Raw genomic sequence first — 20,878 nt, forward strand, 5'->3', positions numbered from 1 at the left:
TTTGACGATGCAGATGATAGAAAAATTTAAACAATTGCCTGAATTATTCAGGCAATACCTTTTGGTCACGACAAACTATTGGTGCTTTACGCTGACCGATGGCGCCTTACGAATGCTGGTAGTACTTTATTTTTACCAGCTTGGCTATGGCGCGTTAGATATCGCTCTACTCTTTGTTTTTTATGAGTTTTTTGGCGTGATTACTAACCTCTTTGGTGGTTGGTTAGGGGCAAGGATTGGTCTTAATCGAACCATGAATATTGGTTTATTTATCCAAATTTTAGCCCTTGGTATGTTGCTTGTTCCTCAGGTATATCTCACGGTTCCTTGGGTAATGGCAGCCCAAGCCTTATCGGGTATCGCCAAAGACTTGAATAAAATGAGTGCCAAAAGTGCAGTGAAAAGTCTGGCTAATTTTAAGTTTGATCAGCATAAAACACTCACTTCAAGTGCGATGAATGCTGCAGCAGAAGCGCGTTTGTTTAAATTGGTTGCCGTGCTAACGGGTTCTAAAAATACGCTAAAAGGTGTTGGTTTTTTTCTGGGTGGCGTTTTATTGGCGCTCCTTGGTTTCCAAGGTGCCGTACTGGCAATGCTAGTACTTTTATCTTGTATCTTGATTGTGAGTTTACTTCGTCTCAAACAAGACCTAGGTAAAGCAAAAAACAAACCTAAGTTCAAAGAGATCTTTTCGAAGAGCCGTGCCATCAATATATTATCAGCAGCCAGATTGTTTTTGTTTTGTGCTCGTGATGTTTGGTTTGTTGTGGCTTTACCTGTTTATCTTGCTTCTGAAATAGGTTGGGAGCATGAATGGGTTGGAGGCTTCTTAGCAGCATGGGTGATCATTTATGGTCTAGTGCAATCGAGCGCACCTAGTTTGATCAATCGTTTTTCAGTTAAGGCTGCAACCGCATCCAACAAAGAAGCCAAAATGGCTTGTTTTTGGGGGCTAGTTTTAACGCTGATTACTGCCTTAATTACACTGGGTCTAGTCAGTGAATTACCTGCATTTTGGGTATTGATGATTGGCTTGGCAGGTTTTGCTGTCGCCTTTGCGATTAACTCCTCTTTGCATAGTTTTTTGATTGTACATTATGCCAGTGACGATGGGGTTTCATTAGATGTTGGCTTTTATTATATGGCCAATGCCATGGGGAGGTTGCTTGGCACCCTGATGTCAGGATACCTCTACCAGAGTTATGGTTTAGAAGCCTGCATCGGTTTTTCTGTCGCTCTATTATTTATTGCAAGCATGATAGCGATTGCGTTACCTAATCAAGGCATTAAGGCTAAGCAAACTGCTTAGTCTTTTATCAAAAGCAACTTTAATTTCTAGTAAATAAACCGTTTAAACCCTTCTCAAAAAACACTTAACTAGCCATTCAAAAGCAAGCTAATCTTCCTTACTAAACTGTTCATTCGACTGTTCAACTGAACAGTCATGAACAAGGTGAACACTGATTAGCTGTTCACTTATCATCTCCAATTTAACGGCTAAATCTTCGTAAAAATTAAATAAACCTAATAAAAACATATGTTTATTTCAATCTTGTGACTTTTGGCACGACCCTTGAATTAGTTCTAAGACACGTTTTACAAAGTGCAGTACTTTTTGCACACAGTGACAACAACAATAAATAAACTGGAAATACCATGTCTTTGACTCTTGATAAGATAACTAAGGTAGTTGATGGTGAACTTCACATTAATGATGTGAACCTCAACTTCGAACCTGGCTCCTTTAATGTTTTGCTTGGTCGTACATTGGCCGGTAAAACCACTTTAATGCGCTTGATGGCTGGACTTGAAAAGCCCACATCAGGTCGTGTCCTAATGAATGGTGCTGATATGACGGGCGTACCTGTACGTCAACGTAATGTCTCAATGGTGTATCAGCAATTTATCAATTACCCCAATTTAAGTGTCTATGACAATATCGCTTCGCCGTTACGCTTGGCAGGTGATGACAAGCAAACCATAGATAGAAAAGTGCGAGAAACGGCAGAAATTCTTCGCATTGAAAACTTCCTAACCCGTATGCCATTAGAGCTATCTGGTGGTCAGCAGCAGCGTACGGCCATGGCTCGTGCCTTGATTAAAGACGCTGACCTAATCCTATTTGATGAGCCTCTAGTTAACCTTGACTACAAGTTACGTGAAGAGCTGCGTCAAGAAATGCGCGAGTTATTTAAGGTACGTAATACCATCGCTGTGTATGCGACGACCGAACCAAACGAAGCCCTAGCGCTTGGTGGCACCACCACGGTTTTACATGAAGGCCGAGCAATTCAATATGGTGAAACCGCTGAAGTTTATAACTTCCCTGACACAGTGGCTTGTGCCGAGCTTTTCTCTGAGCCGCCACTAAATCTGACCAAAGGTGAGATCTCAGACAGTGAAGTGACCTTGGACCAAGCGACTCACTTCCCACTTAATGCAGACCTTGCTGGCCTTGGTCGTGGTAATTACATCTTTGGTGTACGCCCAAGTCATTTAGCGCTTTTCCCTGTTAACGAAGACGATTTAGAAATTTCGGTGAGAGTGGAGCTGGCTGAAATCAGTGGTTCTGAAACCTTCTTGCATGTTCGTAATAAGCACCTTTCTTTGGTGTTACACCTTACCGGTATTTATCAATACGAGGTGGATGCTTCCATCAAGGTTTATATGCCGACTCATAAGATCTTTGTATTTGATGAAGATGGCAAAATTCTCAAGGTGCCAACGCGGTTGCCCATAGTGAATCAAGCTGGCCAGATTTCAGGAGGTGTTCAACATGGCTGAGATACATTTAAAACAATTGGCCCATAGTTATAGCGAAAACCCTCAAGGACACAAGGATTACGCCATTCGTGAGATGGACCATGTGTGGGAAAAAGGCGGTGCTTATGCACTACTTGGCCCGTCTGGTTGTGGTAAATCGACCCTTTTGAACATTATTTCTGGTTTGGTAACACCATCAGAAGGTCAAATTTTGTTTGATGGCCATGAGGTGAACTCATTAACACCGCAGCAGCGAAATATTGCTCAGGTTTTTCAGTTTCCTGTTATCTACGACACCATGAGTGTGTATGACAATTTGGCTTTTCCACTTCGTAATGTGGGTAAATCAGAAGCAGAAATCAGCGCTAAGGTAAAAGATATTTCCTACATGCTTGAGCTGGAAGATGTACTCAAGAAAAAAGCGAAAAATCTGACAGCTGATGAAAAGCAAAAGGTATCCATGGGTCGCGGCTTAGTACGTGACGATGTTTCTGCCATTTTGTTTGATGAACCGTTAACGGTTATCGACCCTCATTTGAAGTGGAAACTGCGCCGTAAGCTTAAGCAGATACACGAGCAATTCAATATCACCATGGTGTATGTCACCCATGATCAGCTAGAAGCGTCAACCTTTGCGGACAAAATCGCCGTTATGTATGGCGGTCAAGTAGTCCAGTTCGGTACTCCAAGAGAGCTGTTTGAAAAACCTGAACATACTTTTGTCGGTTACTTTATTGGTAGCCCTGGTATGAACTTCTTTGAAGGTAGCTTTCAGCAAAATGAGCTTTATCTAGAAGGTCACAAAGTGGCGCTTGATAAAGAGATGAAGAGCAAGCTGTCTATCACGCCGTATAACGAGCTTAAGCTAGGTATTCGCCCTGAATTCGTTGAAGTACTAGAGGCAAATAGCCCCTTACTGAACAAATTAAACAGCGACAGTCTAGAAGCTGATACTTCTCTCTTAGATAGCTGTGACAACTGCTTTAAATGTGACGTTGTGACGGTCAGTGATCTAGGTACCTACAAGATAGCGTCACTTAAATTAGGCAACACTGAGTTTAAGGCGCGATTACCAGAAGAGCAGGCTGTACCAAGTGGTTCCGTATATGTGCGCTTCCCTGGTAACTGGTTAAAAGTATATGCCGACGAATATTTAGTCGATTAATTCGCAATTCGTAAGTTGCTTTAAACAATGACCTTGCAAACACTGCTGAGACTTTTGAAATGAATAAAGTAGAAAATAATAAAGCCTGGTTTTTAGTGTTACCGGTATTTTTATTGGTAGCCTTTAGTGCCGTCGTGCCGCTGATGACAGTGGTTAACTATTCGGTTCAAGACATATTTGATGCCTCCAACCGCTATTTTGTCGGAGTGGAATGGTTTAAAGAAGTATTGCGTGACCCTAGGTTACATGACTCTTTAATCCGTCAATTTATCTTTTCATTTTGTGTATTACTGATTGAGATCCCTTTGGGTATCAGTGTTGCACTTATGATGCCTAAAGAAGGGCGCTGGTCAGCATTATGCTTGATCTTACTTGCCATTCCTTTGCTTATCCCTTGGAACGTTGTGGGCACCATCTGGCAGATCTTTGGTCGTGCTGATATTGGTCTAATGGGTTACTACCTCAATGCGATGGGGATTGATTACAACTATGCAGGTAACTCAGGTGATGCTTGGGCAACGGTATTGTTAATGGACGTATGGCACTGGACATCGTTAATCGCTCTGCTTTGTTACTCAGGCTTGCGTGCTATTCCGGATGCTTATTACCAAGCCGCGCGAATTGACCGCGCATCAGGCTGGGCCATCTTCCGCTACATCCAACTACCTAAGCTACAAAGTGTATTGCTGATCGGTATTTTACTGCGCTTTATGGACAGTTTCATGATTTACACCGAGCCCTTCGTATTAACAGGTGGCGGCCCGGGTAACTCAACAACCTTCTTGAGCCAAACTTTGACAACCATGGCGATTGGCCAATTCGACTTAGGTCGTGCCGGTGCATTCTCCCTTATTTACTTCCTAATCATCCTATTGGTGAGTTGGTTGTTATACACAGCAATGACACATGTAGAGAAAGGGGAATAATATGTCGACTAAAACCCTCAATAGCAGCAATGATTTTGCTCAAGCTGCAAAGAAAAACAAAGGCATCGCCCTACCTTTTACCAAAGGTCAAGTGGGGATGGTGTGCTATCTGCTGTTTGTTTTAGTGCCTATCTATTGGTTGTTGAACATGTCGTTCAAGACCAACCAAGAAATTTTGGGAGGCTTATCGCTTTTCCCACAAAATTTCACTTTGGATAACTATCGCGTCATTTTTACAGACCCGACTTGGTATAACGGCTACTTAAACTCAATTTACTATGTATCTCTAAATACCATTATTTCTTTGGTTGTTGCTTTGCCAGCGGCTTATGCCTTCTCTCGCTATAAGTTTGTTGGTGATAAGCATTTGTTTTTCTGGTTACTGACTAACCGTATGTCACCACCAGCAGTTTTCCTACTGCCATTCTTCCAGCTTTATTCAAGCGTGGGTCTATTTGATACCCATATTGCGGTGGCGTTAGCGCACTGTTTGTTTAACGTGCCACTGGCGGTATGGATCTTAGAAGGCTTTATGTCTGGTGTACCTAAAGAAATTGATGAAACAGCTTACATCGATGGTTATAGCTTCCCGCATTTCTTTGCCAAGATCTTCCTGCCAATGATTCGCTCAGGCATAGGTGTGACCGCTTTCTTCTGCTTCATGTTTAGTTGGGTAGAGCTGTTATTAGCAAGAACTTTGACCTCGATTGATGCCAAGCCAATTGGTGCCGTCATGACGCGGACAATCACCGCCTCCGGGGTCGACTGGGGCGTCTTAGCCGCCGCCGGTTGTTTAACTATCGTGCCAGGTGTCTTGGTGATCTGGTTTGTTCGTAACCATGTAGCTAAGGGCTTCGCCCTTGGTCGAGTATAGGAGAAAGCATATGAACTGGATGGCTTGGACCTTACCTGTCGCAATCTTTTTCGCCTGCATCGCTGGCATTCTTGTACTCATGACGATCAATGAGATTCGTCATCCGGCGGTCGAGCGCAAAGGTTTCTTACCGATTATGACGACACCTGGAGACAGGTTGTTTATCGGTTTGTTAAGTAGTGCTTTTTTCCATCTATTCGTAGTGGGAGTTAGCGAAATCAGTATTTGGTATCCCTTCGGGATCTCAATTGTTTGGCTTTTGTTTGTACTTAAAAAGGGCTGAGTAGGCGGTTTTCACCTTCTTTGTTCGGTACATGTAATCCGCTCCTTATACCTTCTTAAGGAGCGATTAGAAATTTCAAACACCATGAAGCAAGTAGTACGTCAACTAGTGAGGATTATATGAAATACAATAAAAATAAAGTGTATAAATCGGTGCTAATCGCCAGCGCTATTGGAGCCTGCAGCGCGAGCTGGAACCTCTATGCAGACCAATATCAAGATGCAGCTAAACGCTGGATCAGTGACGAATTCACCGTCTCAACTTTATCGTCCGACCAACAAATGAGTGAATTTGATTGGTTCACTAAAGCATCAAAACCATATCGTGGTATGGAAATTAACGTTGCTTCTGAGACGATTGCGACACATGAATATGAAGCAAAAGTGTTAGCTAAAGCTTTCTATGAAATCACAGGGATTAAAGTTAACCATGACTTGATTCAAGAAGGTGATGTGGTTGAGAAGCTGCAAACACAAATGCAATCGGATCGTAACATCTATGATGCTTACGTAAATGACTCTGACCTGATTGGTACTCACTTCCGTTACGGTAAAGTTGTGCCTATCAGTGATTTCATGTCAGGCGAAGGCGCACAAGTGACTAACCCTGATTTGGATCTAGATGATTTTATCGGTATCAGTTTTACCACAGCGCCTGATGGTAAAATCTACCAACTACCTGACCAGCAATTTGCCAACCTATATTGGTTCCGTGCTGACTGGTTTGAGCGTGAAGACCTAAAAGCTCAGTTCAAATCTATCTATGGTTATGAGCTAGGTGTGCCACAAAACTGGTCTGCATACGAAGATATCGCTAAATTCTTCTCAGAAGATGTTGGCACAATCGACGGTAAGAAAGTTTACGGTCACATGGATTACGGTAAAAAAGACCCTTCATTGGGCTGGCGTTTCACTGACGCTTGGTTCTCTATGGCAGGGGCGGGCGACAAAGGCATTCCAAACGGCCTACCTGTAGACGAATGGGGTATCCGTATGGAAGATTGCCGCCCTGTTGGTTCAAGTGTCGCTCGTGGTGGTGCAACTAACGGTCCTGCGGCTGTTTATGCAACGACTAAATATGTTGATTGGCTACGTAAGTACGCGCCACCAGAAGCTCAAGGTATGACCTTTGGCGAAGCTGGCCCTGTACCTGCACAAGGTAGCGTTGCTCAGCAAATTTTCTGGTACACAGCCTTTACGGCGGGTATGACATCACCTGATCTTCCTGTTGTAAATGCAGACGGTACACCAAAATGGCGTATGGCTCCTTCACCAAAAGGACCATATTGGGAAGAAGGTATGAAGTTGGGTTATCAAGACACAGGTTCTTGGACTCTGATGAAGAGCACACCACTTGATCGTCGCCAAGCTGCTTGGTTATACGCTCAGTTCACGGTTGCTAAATCAGTTTCTTTGAAGAAAACACTGGTTGGTTTAACACCAATTCGTGAGTCTGATATCAACTCTCCTGAGATGACAGCTGCAGCGCCTAAACTAGGTGGTTTGGTTGAATTCTACCGTAGTCCAGCTCGTGTAATGTGGACACCGACTGGTGCGAACGTGCCTGATTATCCTAAGCTAGCTCAGCTATGGTGGCAATACATTGCAGAAGCGGCTAACGGTGAAAAAACACCTCAAGAAGCTTTGAACGGTTTGGCTAAAGCACAAGATAAAGTACTACAACGTCTTGAGCGTGCTAAAGCGCAAAAAGTATGTGGACCTCAGTTGAACCCAATTAAAGATGAATCTTATTGGTTAAATCAGCCAGGTTCGCCTAAAGCGAAACTTTCAAACGAGAAGCCACAAGGTGTAACCGTACCTTACAACGACTTGTTGAAAGCTTGGTCTGAAGGTCGTGCGAGCTAATCGACCTTTATAGAGATTGACTCTTTTAGAAGTAAAGGAAGGGACGTGCCTTCCTTAAACCTCCGTTGGCCCTCTTAGTTTTAAGAGGGCCTTTTTTATGGCCAAATTTCATTCATTAATCTCTAATATTCAGTTTTCTCCTGTTTTAAATGGGTCAATACGCTTTAGGTGAGAGTTATCTGGCTTAAAGCCGAGCTTGGCATTGAGACAAAAACCCTCAGCGAGTACAATGAGCGGCTATCGACTCTCTCGACATATGAAAACGAGCCAGAGTCTGACTTTATTTACTAATTCTCTATATAGGTGTGTTTAGAAATGCCAGCTAAAACAATGGATGAACTCGTCTCCCTTTGTAAACGTCGCGGATTTATTTTCCAAGGCAGTGAAATCTACGGTGGTATGCAAGGGGCTTACGATTATGGTCCGCTTGGTGTGGAATTAAAAAACAACCTTAAAAGCGCTTGGTGGCGTGCCATGGTGTATGAGCGTGATGACGTTGAAGGTCTAGACGCTGCTATCGTACAAAACAAGCTTGTTTATAAGTACTCAGGTCATGAAGATACTTTCACTGACCCTATGGTTGATTGCCATGAGTGTAAAGCGCGTATGCGTGCTGACCACATGAAAGACATCAAGGTATGTGACAACTGTGGTTCTTCTGATGTAACAGAGCCACGTGACTTCAACCTAATGTTTAAAACTAACGTTGGCCCTATGGTGGATGAAGAGTCTTATACTTACCTTCGTCCTGAAACCGCTCAAGGTATCTTTACCAACTTTAAAAATGTGGTTGATTCAACCTCTCGTGCATTACCTTTTGGTATCGCACAAATTGGTAAATCTTTCCGTAACGAAATCACACCACGTAACTTTATCTTCCGTGTACGTGAATTCGAGCAAATGGAATTAGAATTCTTCTGTAAGCCAGGTGAAGACGAAAAATGGCACGAGACTTGGGTCGCTTTGCGTAAGCAATGGTGGTTGGATCAAGGTCTGGGTGAAGAAAATATCGAATTTGAATATGTAACAGGTGATGATCTATCTCACTATTCAAAATCAACTGTGGATATCTTGTACAAGTTTCCACATGGTTTTGAAGAGCTTGAAGGTGTTGCTAACCGTACTGATTACGACCTTGGCTCTCACACTAAAGCGCAAGCTGAATTTGGCATCACAGCGAATGTGAAAGAGAACTCAGACTCTACCGCGAAACTTGCTGTACGTGACTTGGCTGAAAACAAGTGGGAAGTGCCTTTCTGTATCGAACCTTCTGCGGGTCTTGATCGTGGTGTATTGGCTGTGATGACAGAAGCCTACACAGAAGAAGATCTAGGTGATGGTAAATCTCGTACTGTACTTAAGTTTAAGCCACATCTAGCGCCGATCAAAGTCGCTATCATGCCGCTTAAAAAGAACAAGCCTGAGATTGTTGCCCTAGCGAAAGAGCTTAAGAACAAACTACAGAAACTAGGTCTAGGTCGTATTCTTTATGAAAACACAGGTAACGTAGGTAAAGGCTACCGTCGTCATGACGAAGTGGGTACACCTATCTGTGTGACTGTTGATTTCGATTCTATCGAGAAAGAAGGTGCACCAGTGACTGTACGTGACCGTGATACTATGGAGCAAATCACAGTACCTGCAGCAGAGCTTGCAAGTTATGTTGTGAACTACTTCATCAACCAAGACTAATTTAAGCTTTTAAACTAGTTCTTAGTTGATAGAAAAACGCCGCTTTATGCGGCGTTTTTTTATGCTGAGAAAATAGTATTGTGAGCTTAAGAAGGTTTAAGGTGCCACATACAGTTCGCCTAGCACTTCTTTTAGCTTCCCTGTATTTCTTAATGCTTCTAACTTTGTATTGAAACCTTTGATAAAGCTTGGCTCAACGCCGCGACAGACGAGTGCGTCATTATGGATAGCGATAGGTTGCATCTCGTCATAGTGAAAGCGATTAGGATCGACTTCTTTAAATGCCTGATAAATATCTGGCGCATAGGCGATCATAGTGTCGATTCTATGAATCGCCAGCATTTTAAAATTTTGCAATAAACTATTGGTGACTGAGTGGGTAAAATTGCCTGCAGCCACTGCTTTGCCGTAATTCATTCCACGTTCTAGTCCCACTCTTTTTCCAACTAACTGGGTTAACTCGGTATAAACCTCATCTTCTGTAAGACTGAATATATAAGCTTTAGCGCTATTTAATGGCTGAGTCGCTGTGACTTCTTTTCCAAAAGAATAGAAATTTGGGTTGAGATTAGCTGGGGATAAGCAGCAGTTTATGCAAGTCTGAAACTCGTTACTTGCTCTGTAATTAGGAAGCACTTGTAACGAAATTGAATGCTGCTCTGGAGTAGCAAGTTGAATGATTTGGTCGTAAACCCCTTGATTATCATATTGAAATAATCCAGGAATAGCCTGAACGTACAGCTCGATTGTTTCGGCTTTTAAAGCGTTAGGTAAAACTAAAAGGCAAGATAGGCAGAAATTTTTAAACATAGTATCAGTCTTTAAGCTGAAGAATTTAGCTTTAATACTATGACCTAAAAGGTAAAGTTTCGAATTTCTTTTACTTTTCTTTTAGCTTTCCTTTAGTGACTAGAGCAAGGTTTGAGAGATGACTCACTTTATAACAAGCATAAAGTGAGTCATCTGATGGGAGAGTTAACCTGTTTTACACTTTAAACTTAGTGACAAGTTGTTTTAGTTCATCAGCATGAAGCTCTAGCTGTTGGCTAGTTTCATTTGAGTTAGTTGCACCAGAAGCTGTTTGAGTGGCAATCGAAGTGATGTTATTCACATTAGTGCTAATGCTATCTGTCACACTTCTTTGCTGTTCTGCGGCACTTGAAACTTGAATGATCAAGTCGTTTACTTCATCGATATTCTGAATGATGTTGACTAGCTTCTCATTAGCTTCTGTTGTCATGGCTTCAGACTCGTGCGCTCTTTCACTGCCTACTTCCATTGAGTTAACCGCTTCTAACGCACTGGCCTGTAAACGCTCAATTTTCTCTTGAATTTCAGCCGTTGAGTCTTGCGTACGTTTAGCCAAAGAGCGTACTTCATCGGCGACTACTGCAAAACCACGACCTTGCTCACCCGCTCGTGCCGCTTCTATGGCAGCATTAAGAGCAAGTAGGTTAGTTTGATCTGCAATATCGCGAATAACATCCATCACAGTGTGAATTTCTTTACTATCATGGCTAACTCGGTTGATGACTTCGCTAGAGTGCTTAACATCCTGTGCAAGTGCTTCAATTGAGCTATTCGCCTTATCCAGTACCTTTTGACCTTCAGCGGCAATGGCTTTCATTTGGCCAGTAGAGTCAGCGGCCGTGACAGTGTTATCCGCTACGTTTTGAGCGGTTGCACTTAGCTCTGTTACCGCCGAAGCCAGCTGCATAACATCTTCTTGCTGTTGGCTTGCACCTGTTAGGGTTTCTGCAGAAATTCGAGCAGACTGTGTTGCATTCCCTGTGATCTGATCACTAGAGACAATGACCTGTTTTAACAAAGGTTGGATTTGATCAAGGAATTGATTACAAGCATCACTTAGCTGGCCCAGTTCATCAACAGACTTATGCTGTAATCTATGGGTAAAGTCACCTTGAGCAACCTGTTTCATAAAGCCTGTTAGCTTAAGCACAGGGCGAGAGATTTGGCTAGACAACCACCAGATAACAACAATTGAAATAAGTGTAATTAGCAAACCAACTAGAATAAAGCTGATGTTCTGTTCAAACTGTTCAGCTTGAGTCATTTCGTTTAGCTCAATGAAATCAGCTAGAACAATAGCCTTAGGCACACTAATCCAAAGAGACCAGTTAGGGATGTTAGCGCCAACCTTGATGCTAATCATAGCCTGGAAGTTCTGATCTTCAGGGTCGTTCACTAGTTCAAAGCCATCTCTACTCATATTATTAATGATGTGATTTGCTTTTTTAGGTAAGAAGTCTCTGATGTTATTGCCGGTTTCTTCACCTTGGCTATCTGATGCGATACCACCACGATTACTCAAAATCAAAACACGGCTATGGCCATTGTAAAGTTTGTCGCTAAGTTGCTTAGCAATTTCTTCTAAACTTTTTAGGGAAATATCTAAACCTGTAATACCGACAAACTTTTGGTTAATCAAAATGGGAGTTACCAAGGATGTCAGTAAAGTATCGACACCATTAACTTCATAAATATAGGGCTCAAGTAGGCAATTATTGTGGCTATCTTTAGAGCAAAGGTAATATTCACCTACTCGATCAGCACCATCTGGACGGCTATTGTCTTCATAACCGACCAAAGCATCAACCTGAGGTCTGCCTATGTTAGAACGTGTCCAGTAAGGGATAAAACGACCGCTAGCATCATAACCAAGGTGATTTTGGTTTTGGTATTTCTCATCTTGGTTATCTAACGCATTTGGTTCCCAAAGAGTATAAACCCCTAATACTTCAGGGCGGTCTTTGAGGGCGCTTTTTAAGATAGCATTATAGTTATCACGTAGTTGCGATTGTGTTTCTTGGGTGTCAGCACCTTGTTTGAGGCTGATAAAACTGCGTGCAAGGTCTTCATTAATTAAAAAAGCGCTCTGTAGTAAGTTAGTGATGTGTTCAGCGCTATTTTCTAAACGACCTTCTAGTTGATCTTCAAATAAACCGAAAAATACGTCCTGAGTATTTTCCTGTACTTGCTCCTGTAATTGTTTTGTCGACAAAATAGAGAAAGCAGAAAGACAAAGTATGGCGATTAGTGTTGCAAGGCCAGTGAAGAGTGAGATTTTTAACTGAATTGATTTCATTAACAAAGCTCTCTTGTTTAAAGTTTAATCAATATTGTGTGGGGAAGTGAAAAAGCCTAAGCATTTCAACTGGTTATTGCTTTTATAACGAAACTATATAAAACATCAATGTAAGTCATTGTTAAAAAGCGGTTGAATTGTAAACAAAATGTTATTGCTGTTCTAGAGGATTTTCCGTTATATGAAAGAATTGTCGTTTTTGTCTTATAGGAAAATAAAGCTATACAGGACAACAAGTTGGAAGGGTTGTAAGGTTTGATTTTAATGGGGTATAAATTGAATCAAAATATCAGGATATGCTTACATAAAGTAGGAGTTTTACTTGGCTTAGGTGAACGTTAGGTAAATATTGAGTCAGCCATTTGATGAAATTTTGTTATTTTTATCAAATTTAGCTTCACTATTATGAAAGCATTTTCTTAATTAGGTATATCTGAATAACAGATATTACTTATCTAAAAACGACATTTCTTATTTAAAAAAGTCATGCATCGAAATGCATGACTTTTTATGTATCACAGCTTACCTAAGGATGAGTCCTAAAGGTTAATTGTGATTTCCTTAGTCGTCACTGCGCCATCGTCGTCAGTGACGGTAAGAGTGATGATTTTCTCGCCTTTTGATGGGAAGACATGAAGAACAAAACGTCCTTTTTTAACTTTGCCATTAGGCAAGGTCCAAGTAGTAGAAACGATCTTACCATCTTCGTCTTTACTCTTAGATTTGAGCATCACAAGGCGACCAATATGCTTCACTTTCGCTTTAGCAACTGGGGCAATGTTGTCAGGCTCTGTTGGTTCTTCTCCCTTAACATTAAGACGAATAATGGCATATTCGTTGTTGCCTTCTTGCTCAACAATCTCAACAGACAACCCCATCTCTGTTAATAAGCGGCCAGAATCTGGTGCTTGAGGAGAGCTGTAGTCTTGATCGTCTGAGAAGTAGTGGTTACCTTCAAGATTGTTATCAATCAATTGGTTACCATCACTTGCTGTCAGAGTGAAAGGCGTTTGTCCTTGTAAAGAGAAAGTCGCATCACGTACTTGGTAGCGTGTTTGAGCAATGGCATTATCGTTAGCCCAAAGTAGCGCATTTTGGTCTGCATCAACTACACCTAACCAACCTTCACCTGGGTGGTTACCAACCCAGTTATCAGAGCTTGAAAGGTCAACATACCAAACCAATAATCCTGGCTGGAAGTCCATGATTTGATCCATACGCTTGATGTTAGCTAGGCCTTCATCAACGCTGTTATGGCTACGCCATTGTAGTAGATAGTAATGCTCAGCCGTATGGAAACCTTGGTTAATGTTATAGCCGTTATAGCTAAATACATTGTCAGTTTCAGCGTCAGAGATTGGCTCAATAGTGCCATCGGCAATAAATTGAAGGTTATCAAGGTAGAAACCTTCTTCTGTTAAGCCGCCGTCAGTGACATACTCAAAACTTAAAGTGATGTCTTGACCTGCCCAAGCAGTGACATCAAACTCAGCATCAACCCAGCCATCAGAAGAACCCGATAGGGCAGGTACTAAACCTGTGCCATAAGGGTCGTCCATGGTTGTAATGTTACCGGCAATCGCTTCACCGTTAATTAAGACTCGCGCAAAGTCATAATCTTTCTCGATTGTGAACCAAGCTTTAAATTGAAGGCTAACCTTGCCAGCAGTTGGCACTGTCAAATTAGCAGACATAGAAGAGTTAAGATCATCACCCTTATTTGAGTAATAATGGTTCGCACCTTCAAATGGGGCAATACCGTCAACCTGTTTAAGCGGTAAATCTACGCGAACCAAGTTATCTTTACTGTTATCTGTGGTTTCGTTCAAAGTCACAAGGGTTGGGTTGTTTGTTAACTCTTCTAGGGTGAATCTTTGATCATTGATCCAGTTACCACCCATGTATTCTTGTAAATAAACCTTCGCCCAAGCACTGAATGCACTAGGTTGAGTACCACCAATCTTACCTGCCCAGCTACCTGATGACATGATAGACCAGTAAGAGACTGGCTCACCTTTACCTGTGTATTGAGTATCGTACTCATCTGGTAAGCCAAGGTCATGGCCGTATTCGTGAGTACATACACCCGCTGCGGCATCGATAGGCTGCATTGTATAATCGTAAGCAACATATTCGCCGTTATAACGATCAAGGCCACTTGATGTGCCTGATAGGGAGTGAACATTGCCTAGATTGTATCTATGAGACCAAATCGCATCGTCACCTAAAACACCACCGCCTGCTTCTTCACCTACTGACGCATGGAAAACCATAAGGTGGTCAATCATGCCATCGGGCTCACGATAGTTACCGTCGCCATCGTAATCGTATCTGTCTTCGATATCGTAATCAGCAAGGTTAATGTTTGGATCTTTCGCGAGTTGGTCAAGCGCTTCACGGACCAAACCTTGTGCGTTTATATCATTGTCTGTGGTTGCTGAGTTGCCACCATAAGTTGCGGCTTTTTCACTCGCACGATACCAACCATAAACAGCACCATCGACAGAATAGGTTTCACCTGATTCGTCTTCATAATACTGACGCATTGAAATGAGGTTCTCCTCATTAGGGCCTGCATATCCTGCTGGGGAGAAAAGTAAGTCCTGATAATGATCTGTGCCGTAAGTGTCATAAAGCATTTCCGTATGCTCAGATGTCAAACCATTATCATCCCAAGGTAGATCAGGGAAGTCGATTAATAGGGCTAACACTTTATCTGTGCGCATTTCTGGCTCAGTTAATGCTGCACTTCTTAGTTGTTTATGACCACGGTTTTTGCCAATGGCTTTCAATACACGAGAGCGTTGCTCAAGCATTTTTTTATCTGGTGTGTGGCTATCAATTTGGCCACCTTTACGCTTACGTTCTAGTAGCGCTTGTACTGCAGCACGGCGCTCTTCTACGCTAGCATCAGCACTCAGTTCGCCTTTTTTGATAAGCATTTGAGCAAGTTTGTCTTCGTTGGCGATAGCCAAATCGGCGACAGGTTGAGCTTGTGTTGGCATGCTAGATAATGCTACCGCCACAGAAGCTGCAATCAGGGTTGTTTTAACCGGAATCATTCGTTAGTCCTTTAGCTAAAGCGAACGTTTTTATTTACAAAAAACGCCAGCTTGTTTACTGGAAACAGAAACTTAATTGAGTTTTTTGGGACTAACTTGTTCTGGCACTGTCTGACACTCTGCTTTTGCTTGCATGTCAGGGTCAGCTTTAGATGGTTTGTTATGTGCTTTCTTTTGCATTTTCTTTTGTAGATAGTTCTGCAATGCTTGCTGCTGCTCAGATGGGCTTAATTCAGCACAAATGATGCCTCTATCTATTAATGATTTGAGTAATCTTTCATCATTAATACTACTTGCGAAAAGCGAAAAAGAAGGCAGTAGTGACGCAACGCAGACAAGCGAATAAAAAACATTTTTTTTAAACGTTTGATTCATTTGGCTTTTTATTAAAGCCTTGAATAAGAAATTGCCCATAACGAAACCTAACAAGTTGTTCACAATAAACTCCGCTCTATTACAGTTTTTCACGAGGACTTCGTCAATAAAGTGTAAGCCAGTGTATTATTTTTAGCTGCTAATATTGGCCAGGAAATTCGTATATTTAGATGTTGAACAACCGGACAAGATAAGAGATTAAGTTTTAAAAAGCGACTTTTTTTAACTCTCTACCTGCTGGGGCTCATCTTATGGGCTAATGGATACCGTTTTTAAAGACTCGCTAGATAAAGTCAATAAAACGAAAAAAATTGATCTAAAAAGACTAACAAAATCGCTTTTCTGCTGTCTTAGTGAATTTGTTATAACCTTGATGCTATAGCTTTAATCATCAGCATTTATGTCACTGTCTAATTATTGAGCAAAACAATATTGATTTTATTGGCTTTTAAAAAGCGTCTGCCTTTTCGCCTTTTGTGTTCCAAATAAGGCGTCCATTTCTATGCTTGCGAGTCTGTTTTTGTACAGGCATGATGTTGGCTCTTAGGTAAAAGGTTAGCAAGATGGATATTAACTTAGGGTTTGATTTAAAAGCACTTTCTGTCTTTGTGCTAGTAGCAGAAACAGGCAATATGTCACAAGCTGCAGAGCGCCTTGGTACGACTCAATCCTCTATCTCGCAAACCCTTTCAAGTCTAGAGGCCAACCTTAAAACACAGCTTATTGATCGCAGCGTGAGACCGTTAGTGATCACCTCGGCAGGTCGCTACTTTTACGATAGAGCCTCTTATTTATTAAAAGAAGCGGCGCAGACAAGTCGTGATATCAAGCAAGAAAATTATGAGCAGCTAAGGCAAGTGAACATCGCTATCGTTGACTCCCTAGTGACGGCCGTAGGTGGTCCTATTCTAGATGCGGTAAAGCATAGAACCAGAGAGTGGAGTATCAAAACGGGCTCTTCTCATATGCATGCCCATGGGCTTTTATCTCATCAGCTAGACATCATATTATCTGACGATGCGTTAGAAGATCATCCTGATTTGTGTCGCTTTCCGATTTTGCGAGAACCTTTCATTATTGCCTTGCCGAATGACTATAAAGTGAAGCAACTTGACCTAAATAGCTTGTGTCGAGATTTAGACTTTGTGCGTTATTCAGAACATTCTTTAATCGGTCAAACAATAGAAAGGTATTTAAGACGCATTCAATTAGAACCCGCCATGCGTCTCCAACTTGATAACTCCTATGCGATTGCTTCTATGGTGTCAGCAGGTGCTGGTTGGACCATTACCAGCCCACTATGTTTGTTCCAATCTGGTATCAAGATGCATCAGGTTCAATGTCTGCCATTACCCGGGGATAGCTTTGTTAGATCCCTAACCTTGGTCGCAAGAAATAATGAATTACTCGATTTACCTAAGACGATTGCCAAGGACAGTCGCGCGATTTTAAAAGAGAAGTTTTTACAGGAAGTAGGGGCACACTTGCCCTGGTTGGAAGGCCAAATTGTGATTGATTAAGTTTCCTATTGGAAATTTTTTCTCTGTTAGTGATTGTTTTTTAAAGAAATATTTCGACACTATTAATTTTTTTAATAGTACGGTTTTATTTCAGATGATGGTGTTTGCAGGCACTAAAAATAATCTCTTACTATCGAAAGGTATTCAGTTTTCAGCGCTGAATCGCTATTTGAAAATCAGAACAATCGCTTTATCCCGACAATAATTAGAAAAGGAATAGCAAGATGTCAGACAGTAATAGCGCACTAGGCTACGATTCAGTAGCCCAAGAATATCTTCAAAAAAGGCAACTCAAACAAGGGGCCGCAGGGTGGATTCTACTTGCGGGGCTTGGGGTGTCTTATGTTATCTCAGGCGACTTTGCCGGCTGGAACTTTGGTCTAGCACAAGGTGGTTTTGGTGGCATGCTCATCGCCACTGTTATTATGGGGATCATGTATACGTGCATGGTTTTATCATTAGCAGAGCTTTCATCGTCACTGCCTACTGCGGGTGGTGGTTATAGTTATGCGAGACGTGCATTGGGTCGTACGGGTGGCTTTCTAACTGGTACAGCCATACTGCTTGAATATGCCATCGCACCTGCTGCGATCGCCGTCTTTATTGGTGGCTATTGTAATGAGTTATTTGGCTGGGATGGCGCAAGCGTCTATGCCGCCTTTTATGTGATTTTTATTGGTATTCATCTATTTGGTGCTGGTGAAGCACTAAAAATCATGTTGGTTATCACCTCCATTGCTGCGCTTGCCATTATTGCTTTTATTCTCGGCATGATTCCGCACTTTGAAGTCGCAAACCTAATGGATATTTCTGTTAACACGAGTGCCGTTGGTGCCAGTGCGTTTCTCCCTCAAGGTTATATCGGTATTTGGGCTGCTATTCCTTTTGCTATGTGGCTTTTCTTAGCGGTTGAAGGTGTGCCATTAGCTGCAGAAGAAGCAACAGACCCTGCTAGAGATCTACCAAAAGGCATTATCACCGCCATGGTAATTCTGTTGGTATTCGGTGGTTTAGTCTTAGTTTTAGCGCCAGGCGGTTCTAGTGCAGAGTTGATGAAAGACCATGCTGCACCATTAGTTGGCGCGCTTCAGGCTGTTTATGGTGAAAACTCCATGGTAGCGACCTTTGTTAACCTAGTAGGGTTAGCCGGTTTGATAGCTAGCTTCTTCTCTATTATTTATGCCTATTCTCGTCAGGTATTTGCCTTGTCTCGTGCTGGTTACTTGCCACGCTTCTTATCTTTGACAGGTAAGCGAAAAGTGCCAACGTTAGCGTTAGTTATTCCAGGTATTTTAGGTTTCTTACTGTCTTTAACCGGTGAAGGTGATTTGATGATCACTATGGCGGTATTTGGTGCCACCTTGTCTTATGCCTTGATGACCTTGTCTCACATTATCTTGCGAGTAAAAGAGCCTGATCTAGAGCGTCCTTATAAAACACCGGGTGGAGTGTTCACGTCAGGTATTGCTTGTGTGTTAGCTGTTATCGCGTTCATTTCAACCTTCCTAGTTAGCCGTGAAGCGGCGATGTGGTCGGCGGTTTTCTACGGCATCATGGTGGCTTACTTCTTCTTGTATAGCCGTCATCATCTCGTAGCACAGGCACCAGAAGAAGAGTTTGAGGCGATTGCAAATGCTGAAAAAGAGCTGAGCTAAGCGTCCAAAACTAACAAATAAAGCGATTTTTGATCATAAAGATAAATGAAAAAAGCAATACAAGGATGTACCAAGAGTACTGGTTAAGGGAGCTTAGGATGAGCTCTTTTAACTCTTGAAAGAAGTTAAATGCGTCGCTTGCCCTCCAATTTTGGTGAGCTGACACTTCATAAAAAGAATATTTCGAACAAGAGTACGACATTATGTTAAATGCAAAAGATGTAAACACAATTGAAGATGCCAAACGCATCGTCGATGAACGTAATTTGAGTCATGTGAAGGTCGGTTTATTTGATATCGATGGCATTATGCGTGGCAAGTACATGAGCAAGGAGAAGTTCTTTTCTTCATTGGACAGTGGTTTTGCATTTTGTGATGTTGTACTGGGTTGGGATTCAAAAGATCAGCTTTATGATAATGGCAAGGTAACAGGCTGGGAAACAGGCTATCCAGATGCCCCTGTGCGTATTTTACCTCACACCTGTCGTGACATTGTCGATGAGCCGGGCCAATTGCTATTTATTTCCGAATTTGTAGATGAGGCTGAAAAAGTCTGTCCACGTGGCACCCTACGTAAGGTCATTGAAAAGGGTAAAGCCATGGGCTTTGATGCGTTTGCGGCCCTAGAATATGAATTCTTTATGTTTGATGAAACCCCCGACTCCATTCGAGAAAAGGGCTTTCGTAACCTAAAACCTATTACACCAGATTTCTTTGGTTATTCTGTGATTCGAAATTCAGTACATTCTGAGTTGTATCAGCAAATCATGGGGATGGGGGAGTTAATGGATTTCCCAATCGAAGGTTTGCATACAGAAACAGGACCAGGTGTATTAGAAGCTGCCCTTGCGGTAGACGATGCGACTAAAGCAGCGGATAAAGCTGCACTTTTTAAAACCTTCATGAAGGTTTTAGCGCAGCGTAATAATATGATGGCGACCTTTATGGCTAAGTGGTCCGGTGAATATCCGGGGCAAAGTGGCCACATTCATCTATCGCTTACAAATAGTTCAGATGGCAGTTCAGCTTTTTACGATGCCAATAATAAACACAATATTAGTAAGGTTCAGCGTCACTTTATTGCAGGCCAACAGCGCCTTATGCCTGAATTACTGGCGATGTTTGCTCCGACAGTCAATAGCTATAGTCGCTTGATTCCGGGCTTTTGGGCACCGACTGATGCCACTTGGGGGGTCGAAAATAGAACCACAGCACTTCGAGTTATCCCAGGCTCGCCAAAATCTCAAAGAGTGGAATACCGTTTAGGTTCAGCTGATGCCAACCCTTATCTTGCACTAGCGGCAGCTTTAGGTGCTGGTCTTTATGGCATAGAGCATAAACTAGAGCCAGAAGCACAAGTCAAAGGGAACTCCTATGAGCAAACCCATTCACCAGAATTAGCGCTGCCTCGTACTCTATGGGAATCTGCACAAAGGCTGAAGCACTCAACTGCTGCTAAAGATTTATTTGGTGAAACCTTTGTTGAGCATTTTGCCGCAACCAGAGAATGGGAAGAGCGAGAGTTCCGCCGCCATATTACTGACTGGGAAATGGAGCGTTACTTCGAAATTATTTAATCAGCTTGAGATTCA

15 protein-coding genes are annotated in these 20,878 nt (G+C 42.2%); 11 read left to right on the forward strand and 4 right to left on the reverse strand.

All coding sequences use genetic code 11. The annotated features are described in order from the left end of the window. Positions 1–13 precede the first annotated feature (13 nt). The 8 genes from arsJ (at position 14) to Q0A08_RS19450 (ending at position 9,568) form a co-directional block, all read left to right on the forward strand. Positions 14–1,309, forward strand: a complete 1,296-nt coding sequence (gene arsJ / locus Q0A08_RS19415) for an organoarsenical effux MFS transporter ArsJ (RefSeq protein WP_438463116.1) — start codon at positions 14–16, stop codon at positions 1,307–1,309. A 347-nt stretch (positions 1,310–1,656) separates the two neighbouring features. Next, on the forward strand, positions 1,657–2,784 hold the full coding sequence (locus Q0A08_RS19420) for an ABC transporter ATP-binding protein (RefSeq protein ID WP_438463117.1): 1,128 nt from the start codon (positions 1,657–1,659) through the stop codon (positions 2,782–2,784). Next, entirely contained in the window at positions 2,777–3,928 is a 1,152-nt protein-coding gene (locus Q0A08_RS19425) for an ABC transporter ATP-binding protein (RefSeq protein WP_438463118.1), read from the forward strand. Before Q0A08_RS19420 ends, Q0A08_RS19425 begins: the two co-directional genes overlap by 8 nt. Before the next feature lie 59 nt (positions 3,929–3,987). Next, a complete protein-coding gene (locus Q0A08_RS19430; protein ID WP_438463119.1) occupies positions 3,988–4,854 on the forward strand; it encodes a carbohydrate ABC transporter permease in 867 nt (288 codons plus the stop codon). Between the two features lie 97 nt (positions 4,855–4,951). Next, entirely contained in the window at positions 4,952–5,728 is a 777-nt protein-coding gene (locus Q0A08_RS19435; protein ID WP_438467674.1) for a carbohydrate ABC transporter permease, read from the forward strand. Positions 5,729–5,738: 10 nt separating this feature from the next. Continuing rightward, positions 5,739–6,011, forward strand: coding sequence for a DUF2160 domain-containing protein (locus tag Q0A08_RS19440; RefSeq protein ID WP_009832728.1), 273 nt, complete (start codon positions 5,739–5,741; stop codon positions 6,009–6,011). 119 nt (positions 6,012–6,130) lie between these two features. Then, positions 6,131–7,876 (forward strand): ABC transporter substrate-binding protein, encoded by a 1,746-nt coding sequence (locus Q0A08_RS19445; RefSeq protein WP_438463120.1) that lies wholly within the window; start codon positions 6,131–6,133, stop codon positions 7,874–7,876. 315 nt (positions 7,877–8,191) lie between these two features. Further along, a complete protein-coding gene (locus tag Q0A08_RS19450; protein ID WP_438463121.1) occupies positions 8,192–9,568 on the forward strand; it encodes a glycine--tRNA ligase in 1,377 nt (458 codons plus the stop codon). Between the two features lie 96 nt (positions 9,569–9,664). Here Q0A08_RS19450 and Q0A08_RS19455 read toward each other — a convergent pair whose 3' ends face one another. The 4 genes from Q0A08_RS19455 to Q0A08_RS19470 all read right to left on the reverse strand — a co-directional run bounded on the left by Q0A08_RS19455 (position 9,665) and on the right by Q0A08_RS19470 (position 16,174). Further along, positions 9,665–10,378, reverse strand: a complete 714-nt coding sequence (locus Q0A08_RS19455) for a hypothetical protein (protein ID WP_438463122.1) — start codon at positions 10,376–10,378, stop codon at positions 9,665–9,667. Positions 10,379–10,553: 175 nt separating this feature from the next. Beyond that, a complete protein-coding gene (locus Q0A08_RS19460; protein ID WP_438463123.1) occupies positions 10,554–12,674 on the reverse strand; it encodes a methyl-accepting chemotaxis protein in 2,121 nt (706 codons plus the stop codon). Between the two features lie 539 nt (positions 12,675–13,213). Further along, entirely contained in the window at positions 13,214–15,736 is a 2,523-nt protein-coding gene (locus Q0A08_RS19465) for an immune inhibitor A domain-containing protein (RefSeq protein WP_438463124.1), read from the reverse strand. Positions 15,737–15,808: 72 nt separating this feature from the next. Further along, entirely contained in the window at positions 15,809–16,174 is a 366-nt protein-coding gene (locus Q0A08_RS19470; protein ID WP_438463125.1) for a hypothetical protein, read from the reverse strand. A 500-nt stretch (positions 16,175–16,674) separates the two neighbouring features. Here Q0A08_RS19470 and Q0A08_RS19475 point away from each other — a divergent pair, with 500 nt between their 5' ends. The 3 genes from Q0A08_RS19475 (at position 16,675) to Q0A08_RS19485 (ending at position 20,863) form a co-directional block, all read left to right on the forward strand. Then, on the forward strand, positions 16,675–17,631 hold the full coding sequence (locus tag Q0A08_RS19475) for a LysR family transcriptional regulator (RefSeq protein WP_438463126.1): 957 nt from the start codon (positions 16,675–16,677) through the stop codon (positions 17,629–17,631). Between the two features lie 224 nt (positions 17,632–17,855). Further along, positions 17,856–19,286 (forward strand): ethanolamine permease, encoded by a 1,431-nt coding sequence (gene eat / locus Q0A08_RS19480; protein ID WP_438463127.1) that lies wholly within the window; start codon positions 17,856–17,858, stop codon positions 19,284–19,286. Between the two features lie 203 nt (positions 19,287–19,489). Further along, a complete protein-coding gene (locus tag Q0A08_RS19485; RefSeq protein WP_438463128.1) occupies positions 19,490–20,863 on the forward strand; it encodes a glutamine synthetase family protein in 1,374 nt (457 codons plus the stop codon). Positions 20,864–20,878 lie beyond the last annotated feature (15 nt).

Origin of the sequence: Marinomonas sp. PE14-40 (assembly GCF_051623805.1) — a bacterium.
GTDB lineage: Bacteria > Pseudomonadota > Gammaproteobacteria > Pseudomonadales > Marinomonadaceae > Marinomonas.